General features: G+C 63.5%; 22 protein-coding genes and 2 pseudogenes. 17 read left to right on the top strand and 7 right to left on the bottom strand.

The window, feature by feature from the left end:
• Positions 1–13 precede the first annotated feature (13 nt).
• The 8 genes and pseudogenes from GD429_RS06985 to GD429_RS06945 form a co-directional block, all read left to right on the top strand.
• On the top strand, positions 14–529 hold the full coding sequence (locus tag GD429_RS06985; protein WP_152856277.1) for a hypothetical protein: 516 nt from the start codon (positions 14–16) through the stop codon (positions 527–529).
• A 383-nt stretch (positions 530–912) separates the two neighbouring features.
• Positions 913–1,893: a DUF746 domain-containing protein gene (locus tag GD429_RS06980; RefSeq protein WP_193727069.1), complete on the top strand. Its 981-nt coding sequence runs from the start codon at positions 913–915 to the stop codon at positions 1,891–1,893.
• A 54-nt stretch (positions 1,894–1,947) separates the two neighbouring features.
• Positions 1,948–2,187 carry a hypothetical protein gene (locus tag GD429_RS06975; RefSeq protein WP_152856275.1) on the top strand — a complete coding sequence of 80 codons (240 nt, stop codon included), beginning with the start codon at positions 1,948–1,950 and terminating at the stop codon, positions 2,185–2,187.
• Positions 2,188–2,373: 186 nt separating this feature from the next.
• A pseudogene (locus tag GD429_RS06970) lies at positions 2,374–2,943 on the top strand (helix-turn-helix domain-containing protein); the annotation flags it as partial.
• 107 nt (positions 2,944–3,050) lie between these two features.
• Positions 3,051–3,437, top strand: coding sequence for an IS66-like element accessory protein TnpA (gene tnpA, locus GD429_RS06960; RefSeq protein ID WP_152856274.1), 387 nt, complete (start codon positions 3,051–3,053; stop codon positions 3,435–3,437).
• Positions 3,434–3,781, top strand: a complete 348-nt coding sequence (gene tnpB / locus GD429_RS06955; RefSeq protein WP_059671215.1) for an IS66 family insertion sequence element accessory protein TnpB — start codon at positions 3,434–3,436, stop codon at positions 3,779–3,781. Before tnpA ends, tnpB (GD429_RS06955) begins: the two co-directional genes overlap by 4 nt.
• A 51-nt stretch (positions 3,782–3,832) precedes the next feature.
• Positions 3,833–5,404: an IS66-like element ISBcen14 family transposase gene (locus tag GD429_RS06950; protein WP_152856273.1), complete on the top strand. Its 1,572-nt coding sequence runs from the start codon at positions 3,833–3,835 to the stop codon at positions 5,402–5,404.
• A 57-nt stretch (positions 5,405–5,461) separates the two neighbouring features.
• Positions 5,462–5,920: pseudogene (locus GD429_RS06945) on the top strand (transposase); the annotation flags it as partial.
• A gap of 26 nt (positions 5,921–5,946) precedes the next feature.
• Here the strand turns inward: GD429_RS06945 and tnpC are convergent.
• Genes tnpC through GD429_RS06930 form a run of 3 tightly spaced genes read right to left on the bottom strand, consistent with a single transcriptional unit; the run spans position 5,947 to position 8,364 of the window.
• The gene (tnpC, locus tag GD429_RS06940) at positions 5,947–7,503 is read right to left on the bottom strand and encodes an IS66 family transposase (protein ID WP_152856272.1); all 1,557 of its coding nucleotides are present in this window, start codon (positions 7,501–7,503) and stop codon (positions 5,947–5,949) included.
• Positions 7,504–7,534: 31 nt separating this feature from the next.
• The gene (tnpB, locus tag GD429_RS06935) at positions 7,535–7,885 is read right to left on the bottom strand and encodes an IS66 family insertion sequence element accessory protein TnpB (protein ID WP_011885804.1); all 351 of its coding nucleotides are present in this window, start codon (positions 7,883–7,885) and stop codon (positions 7,535–7,537) included.
• Positions 7,861–8,364 (bottom strand): transposase, encoded by a 504-nt coding sequence (locus GD429_RS06930; protein ID WP_152856271.1) that lies wholly within the window; start codon positions 8,362–8,364, stop codon positions 7,861–7,863. The genes tnpB (GD429_RS06935) and GD429_RS06930 overlap by 25 nt, the downstream gene beginning before the upstream one ends.
• Before the next feature lie 88 nt (positions 8,365–8,452).
• On the opposite strand from GD429_RS06930, the gene GD429_RS06925 reads away from it, so the two are divergent.
• From GD429_RS06925 to GD429_RS06895, 7 genes are all read left to right on the top strand, one after another.
• The gene (locus tag GD429_RS06925; RefSeq protein WP_227791573.1) at positions 8,453–8,908 is read left to right on the top strand and encodes a hypothetical protein; all 456 of its coding nucleotides are present in this window, start codon (positions 8,453–8,455) and stop codon (positions 8,906–8,908) included.
• An 807-nt stretch (positions 8,909–9,715) separates the two neighbouring features.
• Positions 9,716–10,351, top strand: a complete 636-nt coding sequence (locus tag GD429_RS06920; protein ID WP_227791572.1) for a hypothetical protein — start codon at positions 9,716–9,718, stop codon at positions 10,349–10,351.
• A gap of 296 nt (positions 10,352–10,647) precedes the next feature.
• The gene (locus GD429_RS06915) at positions 10,648–11,487 is read left to right on the top strand and encodes an endonuclease NucS domain-containing protein (protein ID WP_321574441.1); all 840 of its coding nucleotides are present in this window, start codon (positions 10,648–10,650) and stop codon (positions 11,485–11,487) included.
• Positions 11,484–12,200, top strand: a complete 717-nt coding sequence (locus tag GD429_RS06910; protein WP_152856270.1) for a hypothetical protein — start codon at positions 11,484–11,486, stop codon at positions 12,198–12,200. Before GD429_RS06915 ends, GD429_RS06910 begins: the two co-directional genes overlap by 4 nt.
• Positions 12,197–12,940 carry a hypothetical protein gene (locus GD429_RS06905; protein WP_152856269.1) on the top strand — a complete coding sequence of 248 codons (744 nt, stop codon included), beginning with the start codon at positions 12,197–12,199 and terminating at the stop codon, positions 12,938–12,940. The genes GD429_RS06910 and GD429_RS06905 overlap by 4 nt, the downstream gene beginning before the upstream one ends.
• A gap of 76 nt (positions 12,941–13,016) precedes the next feature.
• A complete protein-coding gene (locus tag GD429_RS06900; RefSeq protein WP_152856268.1) occupies positions 13,017–13,466 on the top strand; it encodes a LexA family protein in 450 nt (149 codons plus the stop codon).
• 3 nt (positions 13,467–13,469) lie between these two features.
• Positions 13,470–14,747 carry a Y-family DNA polymerase gene (locus GD429_RS06895; protein WP_152856267.1) on the top strand — a complete coding sequence of 426 codons (1,278 nt, stop codon included), beginning with the start codon at positions 13,470–13,472 and terminating at the stop codon, positions 14,745–14,747.
• A gap of 34 nt (positions 14,748–14,781) precedes the next feature.
• On the opposite strand, the gene GD429_RS06890 is transcribed toward GD429_RS06895, so the two are convergent.
• Entirely contained in the window at positions 14,782–16,149 is a 1,368-nt protein-coding gene (locus tag GD429_RS06890; protein ID WP_321574440.1) for an ATP-binding protein, read from the bottom strand.
• Between the two features lie 266 nt (positions 16,150–16,415).
• On the opposite strand from GD429_RS06890, the gene GD429_RS06885 reads away from it, so the two are divergent.
• Positions 16,416–17,942, top strand: a complete 1,527-nt coding sequence (locus GD429_RS06885; RefSeq protein WP_152856265.1) for a hypothetical protein — start codon at positions 16,416–16,418, stop codon at positions 17,940–17,942.
• A 21-nt stretch (positions 17,943–17,963) separates the two neighbouring features.
• Positions 17,964–18,689: a hypothetical protein gene (locus GD429_RS06880; RefSeq protein WP_152856264.1), complete on the top strand. Its 726-nt coding sequence runs from the start codon at positions 17,964–17,966 to the stop codon at positions 18,687–18,689.
• A gap of 623 nt (positions 18,690–19,312) precedes the next feature.
• Here GD429_RS06880 and GD429_RS41590 read toward each other — a convergent pair.
• From GD429_RS41590 to GD429_RS06870, 3 genes are read right to left on the bottom strand one after another with little or no spacing between them, the layout of a single operon-like run.
• Positions 19,313–19,444: a hypothetical protein gene (locus GD429_RS41590; protein WP_265334669.1), complete on the bottom strand. Its 132-nt coding sequence runs from the start codon at positions 19,442–19,444 to the stop codon at positions 19,313–19,315.
• The gene (locus GD429_RS06875; RefSeq protein WP_152856263.1) at positions 19,437–20,348 is read right to left on the bottom strand and encodes a hypothetical protein; all 912 of its coding nucleotides are present in this window, start codon (positions 20,346–20,348) and stop codon (positions 19,437–19,439) included. Before GD429_RS06875 ends, GD429_RS41590 begins: the two co-directional genes overlap by 8 nt.
• A gap of 1 nt (position 20,349) precedes the next feature.
• Entirely contained in the window at positions 20,350–20,685 is a 336-nt protein-coding gene (locus GD429_RS06870) for a hypothetical protein (RefSeq protein ID WP_152856262.1), read from the bottom strand.
• Positions 20,686–20,690 lie beyond the last annotated feature (5 nt).

Raw genomic sequence — 20,690 nt, 5'->3', positions numbered from 1 at the left:
TGAGGATAAGGCGATGATGGTCGGCGAGATCGACGTTGAGGCGAACGGTATTGTTCTGCTGGATCGGAAAGTTCTTTATGAGGCCCTAGGGTGGACCCCTTTGGGGCCTGGTGAGCGTGATCTTATGAGTGAATTTTTCAGCTCTGATCTGGGGGATGAGGTTATCCAGAAAGGTGCGATAGTCCCTCTTTTATCTATCGATGACGGCGGCTACGAAATTATTTGTAGGTTAGCCAGTGAGCAAAGTACCGTTGAAGATCTTGTTGTTACGGAAAATGGATGCTTTCCTTTGTTGGTTAAGGAGGGTGCATGTTTCTATGATCTTGAAAAATTGATGCATTGGCCTCCTGGTGAGAATGGGGTGGACTCCAAGCTGAAGTCCGGATTTTATTCGGTGACTATAAACGGATTCAGATCAGTCGAGTCCGGGAGAATTGTCCGTGCTGGATATGAATTCGTTTGCGAGCCAACGAGTAAGTTAATTGAACCGACGGCGGAAATAGATAAATATATGCGGGTCTTTTTTTAGGGCGACGGACCCGATCTCGGAAGGTTTCAAAATTGAAAGGGTATTTTTAGTCTTGGTCGTAGATGGCGCATCTGATTGGTAAACGACGCAGTGATCGTAATAAGGGCGGTGCGCTAGACAATGACGCACCCGAGAGGCATTTTGATCTAACCATCGGCGGAGAGGCATGTCTGTCGCGCGCGATCGATGATGAAGCGGCCGAGGATCCGGTGTTGACCGACTACTTGTCACGCGCGTGGCTCGAGTTGACCAGCTCGTCGCCAACTCCGGTGCCGAGGTGCCCACATTGTGACGGTCTCCGTGTGCGATCACGTCAATTCGGTGGTCCGAAAAAGCAGCTCCCCGGCTATTTTTGTCACGCGTGTCGGCGGAGCTTCAACCGTTTGACCGGCACGCCGTTCGCGCGCTTACGTAATCAGGCTAAGGTCGGTGGATTAATTCCGCTGCTTTCGCGTCAGACGACATTGACGCGGGTAACTGAGCGGGTCGGCATGTCATATGAAGGGATCCTTTCGTGGCTCTTGGCATTCCGGCGCTACGTGCTCGAGATCGATCCTTCGGGTGCGTGGGAGGCTCGTATTCGGCTTGGGATGCACGCGCTACCACATGCTCAGTGTGTACGCTGCGGCTTCGAGGGCGGCTTCTTTTCCGGGGGCTTCGATGCGCAGCGCCGTCGCCGCATCCGATGTCCGCAATGTGGCCGTCATCGGCTGTTGGACGTGACCCAGCGTGAGGGGCAGGCGCTCGAAGCAGTTGTCGTGCGTGATTCAATTGTGCCGGCCGTGCGTCGGCGGAGAAAGCACCATCCGGACATGGCCATGCCGCCAGTTCAACGGGCGGCCCGGGTCGACGACGCGGCGCCAAATCTTGCTGCGCGGTCTTCGCGGAAGTTGGACGATGTCCTTGTACCAATGAGACGTCTTCCGCGGGGAGCGGTGCAACGTTGTGAAGACATCGAGCTGTCGGTCTTTTTGCTCGCGCAGATCGACAAGGCGCTGAGCTTGGATCCCACTCCGGTTTCATGTCCGTGGTGTGGCGGCGACCGTACCAGTTACCACCCGTACCGGCGGCCAAGCGGACTTCCCGGTTTCCGATGTCAGTCCTGCCTTGTGTATTTCACTCGCGTGTCGAATACGCCATTGCTGCTTCCGCGTGCACGCGAACATGCGCGGCAGTTCGCAACCATGCTGGGATGGCGCGAGAGGTTCGACGCGGCCGCCAGTGAACTAAACGTCGGACATAAGGTGGTCAGGCGGTGGGTTCGGGCGTGGCGGCAATGGCTGATTCTGCTTGATCCAAGCGGAGAGATGGAAGCTCGCGTGCGGCTCGGAGTTCCGCCTCTGCCGCAGAGACAAAAAGTTTGACGAACAAGCGATGAGGTATACCGATGTCGTCGAACTTGCGCTGGCGCGTTCGGGATGATCGAAGTACTCTGGGCGAAATCTCGATCGGTTCCAGGAGGCGATTTGACTGATCATCGTTACGTCCAGATCTCGCCTGACGTCATTTTCTCGGCCGACGTCTTCACGCCCATGTACCTCGGGCTGCCGGCGACTCGACCGGGTAAGCGCGCGGGGCAGATTCCTGCCGACACCCCGGGCGTCGATCCGCGTCAGATTGACCTATGGGCGGACGACGTTGATTACACGCCCGTGTAGACGCGATGGAGGCGCATAGACCTGTGGTTCTGTCGATTTGAATAGGAGTGCTGAGTGTATTTGACATAACCCCAATGATCAAATTTTTTGATGTAGGTCCCAAGTTCAGATGTCGCGTTTCCGCTAAATAAAAATGTCGTGTTTTGGCCTGTAGGTTGATCGTCTGCACCCTTGGGAGCGCCGGCGATGAACGCGACTGGGACGATCACCATGACGATGCGTGAAGTGGATCGGCTGAAGGTAATTGAGGCGGTAGCCGCGTGTCGGCTCAAGCCCGGCCAGGCGGCCGAACGGCTGGATTTGAGCGTGCGGCAGATTGAGCGTCTGGTATTGCGCTATCGCGCGGCCGGCGTGGCCGGATTGGTGTCAGGCAAGCGTGGACGCCCAAGCAATCATCAGCTGCCGGCTGGAAAGGCGCAGCGGGCGCTGGCATTGATCCGCGAGCGCTACGCTGATTTTGGCCCGACGCTGGCCTGCGAGAAGCTGCGCGAATGTCACGGCATTGACCTGGCTGTTGAAACGGTTCGTACGCTGATGAGGGCTTCCGGCCTCTGGATTCCACGCAAACAACGCCCGCCGAAGGTCTACCAACCGCGCAACCGCCGTGCATGCCTCGGGGAGCTGATTCAGATCGACGGTAGCGACCACCGTTGGTTCGAGGACCGTGCGCCAGCTTGCACGCTGTTGGTGTTCATCGACGATGCAACCGGACGGTTAATGGCGCTGCACTTCACGGCGACCGAATCGACGTTCAGCGTAAGCACGAGACCAGTACCGTCTGTGAACGCTTGGTGACGAGTGCCATGATGTCCTGTGAAGGACACGAATGACCGGTCGTGTCCACGATAGGAGTTGTGGACAGAGTGACTCAGACAGTCGAGATCCCGCCGAAACGGCAAACTCGCCGACATCCGACGGAATGGAAGCGGACCATCGTCGCGCTGACATTCGAGCCCGGCGCGTCGGTCGCCCGTGTTGCTCGCGAGAACGGCATCAATGCCAATCAGGTGTGGGCATGGCGCCGCCTCCATGCGCAAGGCCTGCTAACGGACGATGCGATTCCAGACGCAATGCTGCCGGTTGTCGTCAACGAACCGTCTCAGCCGTCGATGGCGCTCGAGGTGGCGACTGCGACCGACAACATACCGTCCGGCTCGATCCAGATCCAGCATGGCAAGACGTCGATTCGCATCGACGGCGCGCCGGACCCGGACGTGCTGCGTTCTGTTCTCGATCGCATTTTACGATGATCGGTCTGCCTCAAAACACGCGGATCTGGATCGCGGCGGGCGTCACCGATATGCGATGCGGCTTCAATTCGTTGGCCGCAAAGGTACAGACGGTGCTGGAGAAAGATCCATTCTCTGGACACGTGTTCGTGTTCCGGGGCAAGCGCGGTGACCTGCTGAAGTGCTTGTATTGGAGCGACGGCGGGCTATGTTTATTGGCGAAGCGGCTCGAAAAAGGACGCTTTGCTTGGCCCCGTGCCGACTCTGGTGTGGTCGCGCTGACAACCGCGCAGCTGTCGTTGTTGCTCGAGGGCTTCGATTGGCGGCAGCCGGTCGAAGCCGCGCGCCCACGTAGTGCGCTGTAAACCATTGTTAACTGGCGTTCGCGTGATCGCGGGCAGTCGTAAACTGTCCTCATGGAATCAACCTCGACCGCGCTGCCCGACGACATCAACGCTCTGAGAGCGTTGCTGCTTGAGCGTGATGCTCAGGTAGCTGAGCTGCGAAAGCAGCTCTCGTCGCGGGCTCTCGAAATCGAGCATCTGAAGCTCACGATCGCGAAACTGCGCCGAATGCAGTTCGGCCGGAAATCGGAGAAACTAGATCTCCAGATCGAACAGCTCGAATTGCGGCTGGAGGATCTGCAGGCCGACGAAGGCGCCGCCGATGCGTCTGCCGCTCCCGAGGCAAAGCGGCCGCGCCGCGAAGGTGCGAGCCGCAAGCCGCTACCCGGACATCTTGAACGCGAAGATCGCGTCCATCTGCCCGCCGATGATGACTGCCCCGATTGCGGTGGGCAGCTCAAGCCGTTGGGCGAAGACATCGCGGAGCAACTCGAATACGTGCGTGCGCACTTCCGTGTGATCCGTCATCGCCGCCCGAAGCTGGCCTGCGCGCGCTGTGATCGCATCGTGCAGGCCGCGGCGCCGAGCCGCCCAATCGATCGGGGCATCCCGGGTCCGGCGCTGCTCGCCCACATCGCCGTGTCGAAGTTCGCATACCACCTCCCGCTGCACCGCCAGGCGGTGATGTACGCGCGTGACGGCGTCGAGATCGATCCCGGCGCGATGGGCTACTGGATGGGTAGCATCACGGCGCTGCTCGCACCGTTGGTCGACGCCGTGCGCCGCTACACGCTGGCCTGCGGTAAGGTGCATGCGGACGACACTCCGCTGCCGGTGCTGGCGCCGGGCAACGGTCGTACGAAGACAGGACGCCTCTGGGTCTACGTGCGCGATGATCGGCAGAGTGGCTCCGACGAACCGCCGGCGGCCTGGTTCGCCTACACGTCTGATCGCCGTGGTGAGCATCCGCAGCGACATCTCGCTGACTTCGCCGGCGTGCTGCAGGCTGACGCGTTCGCTGGCTATGCCGAGCTGTATCTCGACGGCCGCGTCCAGGAAGCCGCGTGTATGGCTCACGCGCGCCGGAAGATCCACGACCTGCATGCGGTGCGCCCCAACGCCGTGACGGAGGAGGCGCTGCGGCGGATCGGTGCGCTCTACAAGATCGAAGAGCAGATCCGCGGCAAGCCGCCCGACGAACGGCGCAGTGTGCGCCAAGCGCGGGCGGTGCCGCTGCTCGACGACATGAAGCGCTGGTTCGAAGCGACGCTTGCCACGCTCTCTGCAAAATCTGACACGACCAAGGCGATTCGGTACGCGCTGAATCGCTGGCCGGCGCTCGTCTACTACTGCAGCGATGGGTGTACGGAGATCGACAACCTGATCGCCGAGCGAGCATTGCGAGGCGTCGCTCTCGGACGGCGGAACTATCTGTTCGCCGGCGCCGACTCTGGCGGCGAACGTGCCGCCGCGATGTACAGCCTGATCGGCACAGCACGTCTGAACGGCCTCGATCCCGAGGCGTATCTCGCCTACGTGCTCGAGCGCATCGCCGACCATCCGGCCAACCGGGTCGACGAACTGCTCCCGTGGAACGTCGCACCATCGCTGCCGCCTACTGCTCGCGTCGAGCCCATCCGATAGCGTCGCGGAGCTCCGCGGTCAACAACCTGCACTACGGTACTGCTCGGACGCTTACCGTTCAGCTATTTTGAGGCGCTGTCAAAGTACCTGGGTTCGCATGGCAAGCCGGTGGCGTTCTACAGCGACAAGGCCAGCGTTTTTTACGTGAAGAAGCGCTCGGAGACCGCGGGCAAAGGCGTCACGCAGTTTGGCCGGGCGCTGTACGAGCTCAATGTCGACGCGTTCTGTGCAAACACGAGTCAGGCCAAAGGGCGGGTGGAACGGGCCAACCTGACGTTGCAGGACCGGCTCGTCAAAGAGCTTAGACTGCGCGGAATCAGCACACGAGAGGCCGCCAACGCGTATGCGCCCTCCTTCATCGCTGACTTCAACCGTCGCTTCGGCAAACCGCCGAAGAGCGATCACGACGCACACCGGCCACTGCGTGCCGATGAGGATCTGAGACAGATACTGTCGTATCGCGTGCCGCGCAAGGTATCCAACGCGTTGACAGTGCAGTACGACCGCGTGATGTACCGTATGCGGTCTTTTAACGACGCCCCTCAGAGGTTGAGGGCGGCAGGCATTCTCCAAGGCATGAGATCGGCGTAGTCGTCGGCGGTTGCAGCGAGCGGCAACCTGGTGAACAGCCAGACCAGATAGCGATACGGCTCGACGCCGTTCGCCTTGCACGTCTCGACGAGGGAGTACAGGTTGGCACTGGCCTGCGCGCCGGCGACAGTATCGGAGAACAGCCAGCCCTTACGGCCGACGACGAACGGCCGGATCGCGTTCTCGCACAGGTTGTTCGAGATCGGCCAGTTGCCATTTTCGACGTATCGGACCAGCTTGGGCCACTGTCCGCTCATGTACTGCAATGCCTTGCCGAGCAGACTCGATGGCACGACGCCCGGCAGATGCTCGACCAGCATGCGCTCGATGATGGCGAGCACCCGGGCGCTGTACCGGGCGCGCAGCCGTTGCCGGCGTTCAGACTTCCACTTCGCGCTGCGCGCCTCGGCCGCGAACAGCTTGCCGATCAGCACGACGAAGCGCGTGGCCAGCAGATCCGGTGAGCGTGCCGCCTTCGGCACCGACTCCTCGGCCTTGATGAAGCCGCGGCGCACGTGTGCCCAGCACCCGAGATGCACGAGCTGGTGATCGTGGGCGATGCCGTTGTAGAGCTCGTACCCATCAGTCATCAGCACGGTGCCAGGCTGCACGCCAGCATAGAGCTTCTGCGCATGCTGGGCGCCGCGCCCCGGCGAGTACGAGAACATCCGTACTAGTGGCCCCGAGCCGTTGACCTGCGCCCACAGGTAACTCTTCGCCTGCGGCCTGCGTCCTGGCTCCTTCAGCACTTGGAACGTTGTCTCGTCGCCGTAGATCAGGTTCGATTCGAGCAGCGCGTCGCGCATCAGATTGATCACCGGTTGCGTGGCGAGCCCCACCCGGACCACGCTGGCGGCCAGCGTATTCGACGAGATGTCGCCGCCGAAGCGACGCAGCAGCGTGGCCTGGCGATACAGCGGCATACCGTACTGGTACTTGCCGGTGATGATCCACGCCAGCGCGGATTCCGTGAGCAGCCCGCGAGGGATGATACGCGCCGGCGCGGGCGTGACCTTGATGCCGAGGTCGCAGCACGGGCACGCGTACTTGACCCGCTGGTGCTGAACGACGCGCACCTGCTCGGGAATCACGTCGAGCTGCTCGCTCGTCTCGACGCCGATCTCCACGAGGGCATGGCCGTCATGCGCGCAGAACCGTTCGGACTCGGGCAACTCGTGCCGCACGACCTCGCGTGGCAGGTTCGGATCGAGCGGTTTGCGCCCACGCTTGCCGCGCGTGTGGGCGGCGACCGATGTGCCGGGCACGTCCTCGCGCGCGGGCGCATCGGTAGTGGTGGCCAATGCTTCAGCTTCGTTGAACAGGCCGAGCTGGTCGGCATGGCGCGCTTCGCTCGATGCGCCGAACAGTTCGTGCTTGTAGGCCCGCAGCTTCTCTTCGGCCAGATCGCGCTGGGCCGTCACGAGTCGAAGCTCACCGCGCAGCGCATCGCGTTCGGCGAGCAGTGCCTGGTATTCCTCAACACTCGGCATGACGGGGCTGTTCGGCATGGCCGATTAGACTATGCCACCCGCGTGGTGTTCAGCTCATCCGCGCGTAATATCGCTGGGGATGCTTCTGGATCACGGCCAGGTCGATGCCGTCGAGCAGCCAGTGCAACTGCTCGGCGCTGAGCGTGATCGTGTCGCCTCCGTTCGGCCAGACGAAGCGGTCGGCTTCGAGTCGCTTGAGCAGCAACCAGAAGCCGTTGCCGCCCCAGCCGAGAATCTTGATACGATCGCGACGGCGGTTGCCGAACACGAACAGCGCCGAGGTCATTGGGTTCAGGCGCATCGCCTGTTCGACCAGGATCGACAGCCCGTTGATGCCCATGCGGAAGTCGACCGGATCGCGATGCAGGTAGACCTTCAACCCTTCGTCGAACCGGAACACGGCAGCCTCCCGAGCATCTGGATCACCGTGGCCAGCTCATCAACGCTCGCCTCGCCAAGATCAAATTCGACACCATTCGACAGGCGCACATGTAACGAGAGCGCCATCAACGACGTGTCCGGTGGCCGTACAGGGGAAACGGCGGGCACTATCGATGGCGCGGTGACGACAGGGACAAATGCCTGCGCTTCACTCACCGGAACACGACGCGCCGAACCCGGGATGTCGATCGATACGCCGTCTATCACCAGCGGGTCCGGTCTAGTTGGCGTTTGCAGCGTATGCTGCTGATAGCGCGAGATCCAGCGACGCAACTGGTTCGGGTTGACGTCGTGATCCATGGCCATTCGGGCAATCGACACGCCCGGCTTCAGGCAAAGCTCGACCAGCTCTTGGACGGCAGCCTCATCAAATTCCCGCCGGCCATCCCGTCGGCGGCCGACCACCAGTCTGCTTCGAAGGTCCTGTTTCTCTGTCATCACGGTCTGAATGCACGTGTCCACGCGGACACTTAGCTTCTGACCTTCTGCCTACCATTGGTAGGGCGTCGTTTATTGACGGCTTACGATGTACCTGCTCGCCGATTCGGCGGCCAATCGGAGCCTTGTGCATGAATACGTCGAGGTCGTCGAATATCCGGACGGGATGATCGAGGTACAGGCCAACGGCGCGGTGCTGTCGTGCCGGCAATACGATCGCATCACGCGCATCGATCAAGGCGCGGAGGTTGAGAACAAGCGGCTGTCCAGCGCCCTGGAAGTCGCACGGCGCATCCAGAATATGCGTGACGATCGCCGCGCTTCCGGCTCACCGTCGCGCACCCATTGCGGTGCCGAGGTCCGGGCAAAGAAGGCCCTCATCGGGCTGAAGAAGCAGCGTGCCATCGAGCTTGCCGACCTGAATCAAGCCATTCTTGAAGTCAGCGTTGAAGGAATCAGGGAACGGGGGGCGGCTTCGCCGCCCCACCCCAACACCTTGAATCAGGACAAGAAAAAGCTCAAACACCGCGACATTTCAATTTAGCTGGAAACACGACAATTGAACTTAGCGGGGACATTTGATTGTAGTGGCTAGATAGAGATGTCCGCTTTTGGGGTTCGGCGGAACGGCTGGAACTGACGCACGGCAGATTCGCCCACTTGTTGCGCGGCAGCCGGACCGTGGGCCAGCCGGCTGGTTTCCAGTCACAAATCGCGCCCTTAGAAACCGCCGCCTCGATGCCGGCGCGGCGGATCGCGCACTCGCGATCAGACAGGCAGGCATTCGACGGCGACTTGACGCGTCGGCAAGCCTCGCGGACATCGCGGCTCACTGCGACAGCCGTCCGGATCTTTCGGGAAGAAAGTCTAATTCTTGACGCATGAGCGCCTTGCCTCCGGCTACGGGCTCGTGCCTCGCTTACTTGTCGGTCGTGAGGATATTTTCTCCGCATTCTTCTGCCTGCGGGGCTTTCTCCTGACCCGTTCGTGTTGGGCTTGTCTCGCGCAGCTCGAGACATCAATGACCGCGACTTCGGGATGTGGACCCGAGGCTGACGCCTGTCGCAACCGCTGAGCATGATTCTTCAACCGCTCTACAACTTCCGCAAAACTCAGGTGGCGCCGGTCGAGCAACTTCCAGCCCACGGGGCGCGGCGTCTGGTGGACGAGAACCAGCAGTCCCTCCCGACAGTCCCGGGCGCGCAGATATTGCCCGCATAGTTGCGGTTCAAGGGCCGCTTCCAGTTGCGTGAGCGTCCATGTCTCCGCCACCTTGATCTCTACAGGGACCTTGGCAGCTGTTGCGCGCGCCGTGAGGACGATAAACACCAACGCCAACGGGGCGTACGAGGTGAAGAACTGGACGGTCGACGGTGACACGGTGCGTGCGATGAAGCGCCACGGGCGCGAGGTGCGCCTGCCGGTGAAGGACGCCCCGCTGTTCCTGAAGCTGACGAAGGTGAAGACCTTCGCCGACGTCGAGCGGGCCCACCGCATGCTCTGCCCGTACGACGCGGATCTGAAGGTGGTGCCCGAGGTGCAGCTCGACCCCGAGGTGCTGGGCTGGTTCCGTGGCCACGCGAAGCGTCTGCATGCACACGACGGGGGCGACCTGCGCGGGTACGAGGCGTGGTTCGCCTACGGGCGCGAGCAAGGGCTCTATACGTTCGACCCGAACGAGCGCCTGCTGCTGGTGCCGTGCATGGCCAAGGGCCCTATGGCGCCGCTCGAGGTGACCGCCGGGGAACTGGGTGGGCGCTTCCTGTGGGCGTCGGGTTACGTCGTGCGTGCGAAGAACCCGGCGGACCACCAGCGGGTCAAGGCCCTGCTGGAAGCGCCGAGCACGTGGCGCTTCTTGCGTCGCCGCGGGAAGCAATGGACCGGGGGCTTCCGCTCCTTCACGCCGAACCAGCTCCGCATGGTGCCGGAGGGCGTGACGGTGACGCCGGTGGTGCCGCTGGTGAACGTGGTGCCGGCGACGGTGTAGCCCAGCGGTTCGCCGGGCGCGGGGCTTGGGGGGCTACGGCACCCCTCTTCCGTACAGGTCGCCCGTGCCCCGTGCAAGACCTCGGAGCCGTGGGCTCCTGCGCACGAACCCTGCCTGCGGCCCTCATCGGCGTCAGCACCGGTTTTCCCGCCCGGGCCTCCAGCCCCGGGTGTTGGGTTCGCGCAGCGATCGAGAGCAACACTTTTCCGCTGGTGCCCGCACGACGCGACGTGGTTCAATCGGTGCCTGCCTGGGCGTGGCGCCCAGCGACAAGACCAACGCGAGGGACCCGAGCCGTGAGCACCACCCCCACCAACCGCCCGCCGATCTGGCAACTGATCCGGGACGCCGTGCAGCCGCTGGGCCGCGAGACCAGCAACGCCGAGATCAAGCAGCTCCAGGCGCAGGACCACCCCGACCTGAACGAGGGGACGGTGAACTGCCAGATCTCGATTTGCACGGTGAACCGGGTCGGCCGCGTTGGCTACCCCGAGAACAAGAAGCCCCGCCTGGCCAACGGCCGGTACGACTTCCTGTTCGCCACCGGGCGCGGCAAGGTCGTCTGGTACGACCCGGACAAGCACGGCCTGTGGGCGATCGAGGAGACCCCCGATGGGCTGAAGGTGCGTCGCGTCGACGATTCCACCGAGGAGGTGCCCGCCTCGCCGGACATCGACGCCGCAGAACCGGTGGACGATGGGTTCGGCGGTGGCGCGTTCGCGCTGGAGAGCCACCTGCGGGACTACCTAGCGCGCAACCCGCCCAGCACCACCACGCACGGCCCCCTGACGCTCTTCGTCGATGCCGACGGACGGGACGGCGTGGAGTATCAAACCGACTGCGGGCCCGCCGACCTCGTGTTCCTGGACCGCGATCAGAACTTCGTGGTGTTCGAGCTGAAGCTGGGCCGGGGCCTGGACGCGGCGCTGGGTCAGGTGCAACGCTACATGGGGTGGATCGAGCACCACGTGGCCAAGGGCAAGACCGTGTCCGGGGTGATCGTGGCGAACTCGATCAGCGACAAGCTGAAGTACGCCGGCAAGGTCGCCCCGCGCGTTCAGCTCATGGAGTACCGCCTGAGCGTGGACCTGGCGCCCGTCGCGCTGAACGTGCCCGCACCCGGAGGTCGGGCATGATCGCGTGGTTGTCGCACACGTGGACGGCGGTGATGTCGTTCACCGAGCACCTCACCGAAGGCGAGCTGCGGTTGCTGGCCGGTGCCGTGCCGGTGGTGACCGTGCTCATCTCGGTCTTCGCCATCACCCGCCCGTTGCGCTACCAAAAAAGCGCGGCGCTGCTCGACCAGGCCGTGCGTGCGCTCGAACGCGCGTACAACGCCCTGACCGACAACGGGGCCCAGACCGCCCCGGTCCCGCCCAGCCGGTTGAACTGGCTGACGGCCGCCCGCAACCTGGAAACCTACAAGGCGCTGAAGCGCGAGATCGGCGTGAAGGTCCACCGCCGGATCGCCGACGACCACGAGGAGCACTGGCGCCACCTGTTCTACCTCGCGCTCCAAGGCGACGCGTACCACCAGCCGACCTACTACCGCGAACCGGCCGCCGCCCCCCGGGCCCAGCGCACCGGCGGGATCGACGCGCATTCCGCCGTCATCGTCCACGCGTTCGCGAAGTGGCCCGACGGTCGCCGGGACCCGATGGAGCACGCGGACTTCGATCGGATCTTCGAGGAGACGGACCCGCGCCCCGGCAACATCGGGCTGCGGATTTTCCTGGAAGCCCCCGAGAGCCGGATCCCCGCCCGCTTGCGCGACCTGCCGGACCCTTACCCCAAGGGGACCTGGTGGCGGCGCTGCCTTCGAACGCTTCGTTTGAGCAAGCGCCGATGACCACGGTCGACGCCCACCGCTGGGACACCCGGTTCGAGTTCGAGGACGTCCAGCTCGCCCTGCACCGCCCCCGGGTCCGCGCGTTCCTGAACGACGTGGTGCACCCGGCCCTCGCCGCGATCGACGCCGACATCGAGCACTGGGCCACCACCCAGGAGGGCGGCTGGATGTTCGCCGTCGCCGACGGGCAAGCCCTGTTGCAGGCGACCATCCAGGCGTTCTGCCTGTCCATCCAGTCGCTCTGGGAGCGCCAGCTCCGCAACTGGTTGAACGCCTGCATCGTGCCCGGCCCCCAGAGCGTGCGCCAACGCCGGACGGCGCGCGGTGGGAGCCTCTCGGAGCTGAGCGATCTCCTGCTGGAACTGCGGGGCATTGCCCTGACCGCCTTCCCCAGCTACATGGACCTCGACCTGCTGCAACGGGTCGGCAACGCGTGCCGCCACGGGGACGGGTGGTCCGCCGTCGCCCTGTTCCGCAGCAACCAGGAGCTGTGGCCCAACTGGTCGTCGGACCCGTTCCCCTGGCCGGCCGACAACCCGCCCGTGGGGCCGCCGCCCCCGCCGTCGTTCGAGCAGGCGGTCCTGCCCCGCGAGCTGCTCGACCGGTTCGCCAACGCGATCCTCGGGTTTTGGGAGGACGTCGCGTACATCCGCCTCAACAGCCTGCGCCAGAAGGACGAGCGGATCCTTGCCGACCTGGACGCGCTGCGCCGATCGCGGGAGGCCAGGGCCGAGTCCTGAGCCGCTATCGCAGAAAGCCCTCCCGGTGGTGGCGCCGGGCTGATGGACTGTATATCCATACAGTATTTTCATCACCATGAACCACCCCATCCCCCTGGCCGAAGAACCGGCCGCCCTCCTCATCGTCGAGGCGCTTTCGCGCGTGCCGGCCGGCTTCCCGAGCCCGGCCCAGGATCACGCTCAGCGTCGCATCGACCTGAACGACGTGCTGGTGCTCAACCCGCTGTCGACCTTTCTGTTCAACGTCGAAGGCGACAGCATGAGCGGCGCCGGGATCTGGGACGGGGACAAGCTGGTGGTGGACCGTTCGATCGAGCCGAAGCACGGCCTGATCGTGCTCGCGTGCGTCGATGGGGAGTTCACGGTCAAGCGCCTGTACGGCCGCACGGGGATCGTGAAGCTGGTGGCGGCCAACCCGGCCTACGCGCCCATCGTGTTCTCCGACGCCCAGGAAATGACCGTATGGGGCGTGGTCACCTGGAACCTGCGCCAGGTGCTCGCCACCAAGGTGCGCGTGCGGGCCTGAGCCATGCCGACCTTCGCCCTCGTCGACGGGAACAACTTCGGCTCGTGCGAGCGGGTGTCCCGCCCGGACCTGGTGGGGCGTCCGCTCATCGTCCTGTCGAACAACGATGGCTGTGCCGTGGCACGGTCCCAGGAGGCCAAGGACCTGGGGATCAAGATGGGCGTGCCCTTCTTCCAGGTCCGCCACCTGGTGCAGGAGGCCAGGCTGGTCGCGCTGAGCAGCAACTACGCCCTATACGCCGACATGTCCGCCCGGATGATGGCCATCTTGGGCCAGTTCAGCCCGGTGCAGGAGGTGTACAGCATCGACGAGTGTTTCGTGGACCTCACCGGGATGGGCACCCTCGCCGGGAGCCTGACGGTCTACGGCCAACTGATGCGCGAGCGCGTGCTGCGCTGGATCGGGATTCCGACCTGCGTGGGCATCGCCCCGTCGAAGACCCTGGCGAAGATGGCCAACCACATCGCGAAGAAGAACGTCGGGCGCCCGTGGTCGGGGGTGTGCGACCTGACCGCGTTACCGGAGCGCGATCGCGACGAGCTGCTGGGCCTGGTCGAGGTCGGCGAGGTCTGGGGCGTCGGCCGCCGGTTGCGGGAGCGCCTGGTCGCCGACGGGATCGCCACCGCGCTGGACCTGAAGCGGGCCAGCCCGTCGTTCATCCGGTCTACCGTCTCGGTGGTGCTCGAACGCACGGTCTGCGAGCTGAACGGGATCGCCTGCTATGGGTTCGAGGCCGAGGCCCAGCCGCAGAAGCAGATCATCTGCTCGCGCTCGTTCGGTCACCCGGTGCTGACGCAGGAGGACCTGTCGATCGCCGTGCGCGACTTCGCCGCCACCGCGGCCGAGCGTCTGCGACGCCAGGGGTTGAAGGCGGGCCAGGTCCAAGTGTTCATCCAGACGTCCGCGTTTCGCAAAAAGGACAAGCAGTACAGCGCCGCGGTGGTGGTGCCGCTCGCCGTCCCGGTGGGCGACACCCTGCGCCTGGTGGAGGCCGCACTGGCCGGGTTGGCCCGCCTGTACAAACCGGGTTTCAAATACGCCAAGTCGGGCGTCATGCTGCTGGACCTGACGGACCGAACGGTGGAGCAAGCCGACCTGTTCGCCGGCCCCGCGCCACGTCGTGAGCGCCTGATGGCCGCGCTGGACGCCGTGAACGACCGCTTCGGACGCGGAACCCTGCGCGTGGGGAACGTCGAGGGTCACCAGGCCTGGCACATGAGCCAGAACGCGAAAACGCCCAGCTACACCACCGAGTGGGAGGGGTTGCCCACCGCGCGGTAACAACTCTCGCCAAGATCGGCGGATGCCGTTGCGGTCACGGGTTGGAGTCGTCCCACTCGGCGACCTCCTTCCCCGTGCGCACGCCACGCGGGATACTCGGACCGCGATAGCCGCTGCGTGCGTTGCCAACGTGCATCGCCTGCCTGGGCGCAGGCCGCTCACCGCTCAGCGCGATGCCATTCGCTTCGGCCTGCATGCGGACATAGCCGCGCAACATCTTCTCGGTATAGGTGTAGAGGCCTTGGCGCCCCTCCGGCTGGGTCAGCACCGCACCGTACGTCGCCCCCTTCAACTTGCGAAGTTGCGAGGCAAAACGGCTGCGGTCCAGCGCCTGGCGTCCGTCAGCACGCTTCCCGATCACGACCTGGTAGGACTGGAAAATCCCGTCCAGCGATCGGATCAGGTCCTCGTGGTCGGCCGTCGCCCAGACGAGATCCTCCATTTCCGGATGGTGGACGACAGCCTTTTCATAGGGACGCTTCAACTCACCGGCGGTCGAGAGAATCGCTTCCCCGAGCCCGTGGAGAAAGAGGTCTGAATCGATCTGTGAGACCTCATTGTCGGACGCAAAAGCGCTCCACAAGATCTTTTCGGTGATGAGGTGAACGTAGTACGGGAAGCCGTCGCTCACCATGGCAATACGCCAGTTGACGTCGTTGTCGAGTTCGATCTCGAACGCGTCGGCAGCAGCCTGAACGATCTCGCGGCGAGCGTCCCAGCCCAGGCGCGGTAGCTCGACCTGCTCCAACTGGCGGTACGAGGACTGATGTGCGCCGAGCAGCTCGTCGAGAGACTTTCCGATGCCGGTGAAAATGAACTTGACGTTGACGGACCGATCGCCCATCTGCTTGAGCAGCGCCGCAAACTTGTTGCGCTCGCCTGCATCCAGGATCGCGTCAAACTCGTCGATCACGACCGCCGTGTTTCCCTCGCGCTTCTCGGCAACCTCTTCCAGCAGTGCGACCGCATCACCAATGGATCGGATCCGGTCGGCAATGTCCACCGCACTGGTCTCCGTGCCGGCGGACATCTTCACCCGGGCCATGTCGATGGATGCTGAGCGGGTCGTTTTGACGCTCTCCGTTCGAGGTTGCCGAAGCGCCTGCGTCACGATGTTGGCGATCACGGTGCTGAACGTGTCGTCGGGCGATCCCGACACAAACACGGGCGAGGCGCTGGCGCTCTGGTATTGAACCGCCGCCGTCTGCCCAAGAGAACTCTTGCCCACGCCTCGGTCACCGTAGACGAAGACATGCCGGCCCGGGGCATACAAGCTCTGCTTGATCGTTTCAAGCTCCTTGTCGCGCCCCTTCAGGTACTCGATGCTGTGGATCGGTCGCGACGCCGACAACACGGCGCCCAGCTTCGTTCCAAACTCGTCTTCGGTGTAGCCTCGGATCACCGCGCCTCCGTTTCTCAACCAGGCAGCCCCCGCCCATCGGTTGTGCCCTATGGCGTCCGATTATGGCACTTCGCCAAGGCGCCATCCAACAGACCAACGTGGCGGGCGTTCCTGTTATAGTGTGCCCAGGCTGTCGTCGCCTGCCGCACGCGCCCTTCGGGGCATGACGAAGACGATGTGTCACCGCACCTACCCCATTCCATGGTCCTTGTTTTCGATGGGCGGTCCGCAAAGCGTGCACCGGATTTGCCGCCCAGGAGAAAGCAATGGATACGCAGCAGTTGAAGCTGCTGGCCGGGCTCGTCCGCGGCCTTTTGCAGCCCACGCACCCCTCCCTTGGTCATGGCCAGGCGCTCGATCTGATCGCAGCACTGCCCGGGCTTCGTAACTGGCCCGAGGTGATGGCGTTCCCCGAACGCGTCGCCGCCGCCGAGCTGGATACCACCTCGACCGGTCGCCTGGCGTTCCGCCTGAAGAAGCGCTACGCGGTCGACATGTCGCCCCAGGAGTTGCTCGTCGCCCTGTCTCCGCCCGGCGCGGTCGTCGCCCGCGGGGCCCCGCAGATCTGGCCGGCAGGTCCCGTTCCCGGCGTCTACATCGCGACCGCCCAGAAGGCGATCGACGCCCTGCTGGAGGTGTACGAGGACGCAACCGACGGCGCGCTGCTCTACGCCGAACGCGCCGGCAATGGTTGTCCCAGCGCCATCGACCTGGGTGAATACGGCCTCTGGTCGTCCGGCCTGGATCGTGTGCCCAGCGGCACGTTGCTGGTGATCGGCCCTCTCGAACTCGATCAGCAATCCTGGGACGGAACCGCGAGCCGTCTGGAAACGGCTTGCAGGTATGCGCTGGACTCAGGGCACCGTGTCGCGGTGCTGCTCGACTCCCCGACACCCGAGATGCTCCACGAGGACGTCCGGCTCATGGTCACGTCCCGGGACGGGCACGTGGACGAAGAAACGGCGCTGATCGGCGTCGTCACCGACGAGGGCGAGTTGCAAGCGCGCGTGCCGTTCTCCGGAGCATGGCCGACGATAGAACCGGTCACGCCGGCGGGAACCGCCGACGCTTTGCCGACGCCGCTCATGGGACCTCTGCGTGATGTGCTCGCTGAACGTACGGACGGCTTGTTGCTGTTCGGGTCCGCCGTCATCGCCGAACATTCCGCGATGGACTTCGTGGCAGCCTCGTTGGCGCTGACCGAGCACGCCGGTCCAGCCGCCCGCATCATGGCGCGGCACCGCTCGACGCCATCGAAGGATTGGGACGTGCCGGAAGCGATCCAGCAACTGCCCTTCTTGCCGTCGATCGAAAGCGCCTACGCCCAGGGTTATCGCCGCCTGATCTACCACCCCAGCTACACCGAGCCCGAACTGTTGTTGAAGTACAGCGAGGACGCGCTGCTGATTTGCGGCACGTATGGCGCGGACGTTATGAACGTGTTCATGAGCACAATGCGCGCGGGTGGCGGGACGGACATGGAGGCGGACCTGCTGGCCCGCATCATCGCAATTGCAGCCACCACACCCCTCCCGTCCAACGATGGGAACAAGGTGGTCGCCGATTTGTACGTGGCGACCGGCTCGCCGATCGACAACGTGGTCACGTTCGAGCAGGTCAAACAGTTCCTGAACGACAACCTCCTCACACGGTGGAAGGATGGGCTGGCCAGTCTCCTCGAAGCGGGCATCGTTGCCCCCGCCGAGGCGAAGAAGGCTTTCCCACGAAGCGAGGGCATCAAGGCCTTCGTTGACGAATACGTCAAGAAAAAGAAGGCGCGCGCAACGGCGTAAGCGGACACGGAGCCCGGTGCCATGCAAGGCACCGGGCGTATCGTCTCGAACACGCCAAATCGGGGGATCGCCATGGACGTGGCCTGGTTTCTGAATCGCCGCCTGGATTTCATCCGGCAGCTTTACGCCCGGTCGTCGGCTCCCTTCGTCGATCGTCGGACCAAAATCGAGAACAAGGAAGAGCCGTTTGTGCCGCCGTACTCGGAAGACCCAGAACCCGCGTTCATGCTCGAATGGCAGGAAGCCAGCGATTCAATCGACGTCCTGGGCCATGCGTGCCTGTGCATGCTCTCGTCGGCGTTGCAGGCGTACCTGCACACCCGTCACAAGCTGCACTGCCGAGACCTGACCGAGGAGGAGCGCAAACGCGTGTTCCGTCGAGGTTGGGTCCGGGGCTACAACCGGATCTTCACTCTGGCGTTTGGAATCTCGTTCCGGGATGGGCCGGTCCCCATCGCGGTCCTGGAAGACATCGTGCTGACGCGCAACAGCATCCAGCACGACCTGGAAATCACCACCAACCGGCCCAAGCACGCCGACCGGAAACCGGGCGCCGCGCGCTCGGTGTTCCTGGACGCCCGCGAGGTGGAGCTGCTCGATCGGCTGGACCCGGACGCGCAGACCTGGTTGGCACCGCCCATGGTGCACGTCAGCCAGGCTTCCCTCGAAGCCACGATCAACACCGTGGAGCGCTTCGTCGCCTGGCTGGACGCGGCCATCGAGGAAAAGCTGTACGGGCCGAGGTGAGGCCTGCCAGGAACCGAAAAAACCAGCCTTCGAGGCTGTGGCCACGAGCGATGTGGATGCTCGTTGCATGACCATGGCGTGCGTCGCCCGCCTGCAAAGCAGTGTCAGGCTATCATGGCGCGACCGGGTCTCTGGCATGACCGAAACCGGTTTCCGGGGTTATTGCAGGGTAGACGATGAAAAAAGAATGGGCTCCCTCCACGTGGGGCCGAAAACTGACACGATCGCCGGACTGGCGCCTCTTCCTTGAAGGCTTGAAACTGTCGTTGACGGTGGATGGAAAAACGCACGCCGTCACCACTTCACGGCGCCACGAGGAAATGGCCGTCGTGGAGTTCGCATCGACAGTACCTTTCCTAGTCGATCCGCACGCCTTCAGCGCGGTAGGTGTCTAGTTCACGCGGAGAACCGCCCTGAGCACGCACGGCGCGAAAACCGAATCCAAGCGCCCTGCCGCCGCCCGGGCATCTGTTGGCTAGACTCTGACAAACTTACGGCCGGCCACGCGCGCAGCTTGCTGATGGCGAAGCAGAAGCGCTACTTCTTCATTGCTCGCTGTTTGACCGTAGCGCCGACGATGAAACACGGCCCGCATAGCTGCGGGCCGCGGTCTGGTTCGGCAATTAACCGCCGAAGTGTTTCGAAAACGACACGACGACGACGCCGGCGATCAGGGCAAAAGCCACCCAGGTGAGAAACCCGTTCTTCTTGAGAATCTTCGGGACCGGCTTCTTTTGTTTCGTCGTTTCAGTCATGGTTGGCCTCCTTTCGGCACTTTCCTTCGCTTACACATGCGTCCCAGAGTGAGACGCGCTCTTGAAAATCGATTTGTCTTGCGGACTCGACATCTTCCGGCGTGGTGTCCGCACCGGCGACGACCGCGATCGCCTTGATCAACGCCTCTTGCTCGGCCGCGGCAGTTTTCTCGGCTCGGTATGCGATCACGATCTCACCGGGTGCGTCGGGTTTGAATTCCACGCGTCGTATATCGATCTCACGGAAATTCGCGACCTCGAGGTCAGGCAGACGAGCCGGTACCAGCGCTGCGCGTGCGGGGCGCGGAAGGCGGCCAACGTCTTCGGCCAATCCCGAGTTGGCCATGACTTGGGCTCCCGCCGCGACGCCGAGACCCTGACTCGGGAGAAACAACGCACCGATCGACAGTGCATTTCCAATCAGATTGCGAACCCTGTAACGCGCCGGCAAGGTGCGAGGATCGCCCGATCGTTCGACGAATTGCAGGCGGTATTCGGCCTGTACCTTCGCGAATGCCGGATAGTCCGTGGGCGCCAATGGCGAGGCGTCGAGCACGTGGAACAGGTACGGCGCATTCCGCACAAGGGTAATGCCTTTCGACGCGAGATCAGCTTCCACGCCGCGGGTTACCGGATTGTCGCTAACGCCCTGCAGGACGAGCGGGCTGCCGCGATACCGCGTACCGTCGAGCACGACGTCGTACGAGACCTTCCGGTCGCCAATCGAATCAAGGGACTCTCGCAATGCAGTGGTATCACCGGACCAGCTGTCGACGGGACGAACTACGATCACGTGAGCTGCCTCGGTATCGAACTCGACCGGCGCGCCGTGTGCAGTTGCCGCCGTAGCCAAGGCGATCGACACGGCTATCGCCGAGCGGGCGAATGTGGAGGTATGGCGCATGTCACGCACCTCCCTTCAGGGTACGGCGGAGCGTGTCGCAGGCCGACGCCTGAGTCGCGAACGCGTCCATGTTGTTTTTCAGTGTTTCGACTTGTGGTTGCAGCGCGGTGAGCTGGTCGCGAAGACCCTTGAGCTCGTCGTCCCGCGTCGACACACGCTTGTTCAAGTCTTTCACGTTGCCATCGAGCTGCGATATTTTTGTTGCTTGTTCCTGGTTGCGTTTCGCGAGCTCGCGGTTCATTTGATAGCTGACCGCTGTAGCGCCAAGGGAAGCGATCAAGACGACGGCGCCAAGGCCAATCAGCGTGCGCGTGACGATGGTTTTGAATTTGCTCATGGTCT

This window comes from Burkholderia sp. BE17, assembly GCF_009362305.1.
In the GTDB taxonomy this organism is placed as follows: domain Bacteria; phylum Pseudomonadota; class Gammaproteobacteria; order Burkholderiales; family Burkholderiaceae; genus Burkholderia; species Burkholderia pyrrocinia_C.
The sequence above is the reverse complement of the archived record's forward strand: the minus strand, read 5'-3'. Positions and strand labels throughout refer to the sequence as shown.

Coding starts and splice junctions, on each gene's coding strand:
- tnpB (WP_059671215.1), top strand. CDS start 3,434: ATGATCGGTCTGCCTCAAAACACGCGGATCTGGATCGCGGCGGGCGTC.
- GD429_RS06885 (WP_152856265.1), top strand. CDS start 16,416: ATGGATACGCAGCAGTTGAAGCTGCTGGCCGGGCTCGTCCGCGGCCTT.
- GD429_RS06870 (WP_152856262.1), bottom strand. CDS start 20,685: ATGAGCAAATTCAAAACCATCGTCACGCGCACGCTGATTGGCCTTGGC.
- GD429_RS06875 (WP_152856263.1), bottom strand. CDS start 20,348: ATGCGCCATACCTCCACATTCGCCCGCTCGGCGATAGCCGTGTCGATC.
- GD429_RS06925 (WP_227791573.1), top strand. CDS start 8,453: ATGTACCTGCTCGCCGATTCGGCGGCCAATCGGAGCCTTGTGCATGAA.
- GD429_RS06895 (WP_152856267.1), top strand. CDS start 13,470: ATGCCGACCTTCGCCCTCGTCGACGGGAACAACTTCGGCTCGTGCGAG.
- GD429_RS06985 (WP_152856277.1), top strand. CDS start 14: ATGATGGTCGGCGAGATCGACGTTGAGGCGAACGGTATTGTTCTGCTG.
- GD429_RS06950 (WP_152856273.1), top strand. CDS start 3,833: ATGGAATCAACCTCGACCGCGCTGCCCGACGACATCAACGCTCTGAGA.
- tnpC (WP_152856272.1), bottom strand. CDS start 7,503: ATGCCGAACAGCCCCGTCATGCCGAGTGTTGAGGAATACCAGGCACTG.
- GD429_RS06910 (WP_152856270.1), top strand. CDS start 11,484: ATGATCGCGTGGTTGTCGCACACGTGGACGGCGGTGATGTCGTTCACC.
- GD429_RS06975 (WP_152856275.1), top strand. CDS start 1,948: ATGATCGAAGTACTCTGGGCGAAATCTCGATCGGTTCCAGGAGGCGAT.
- GD429_RS06900 (WP_152856268.1), top strand. CDS start 13,017: ATGAACCACCCCATCCCCCTGGCCGAAGAACCGGCCGCCCTCCTCATC.
- GD429_RS06905 (WP_152856269.1), top strand. CDS start 12,197: ATGACCACGGTCGACGCCCACCGCTGGGACACCCGGTTCGAGTTCGAG.
- GD429_RS06930 (WP_152856271.1), bottom strand. CDS start 8,364: ATGACAGAGAAACAGGACCTTCGAAGCAGACTGGTGGTCGGCCGCCGA.
- GD429_RS41590 (WP_265334669.1), bottom strand. CDS start 19,444: ATGACTGAAACGACGAAACAAAAGAAGCCGGTCCCGAAGATTCTCAAG.
- GD429_RS06880 (WP_152856264.1), top strand. CDS start 17,964: ATGCAAGGCACCGGGCGTATCGTCTCGAACACGCCAAATCGGGGGATC.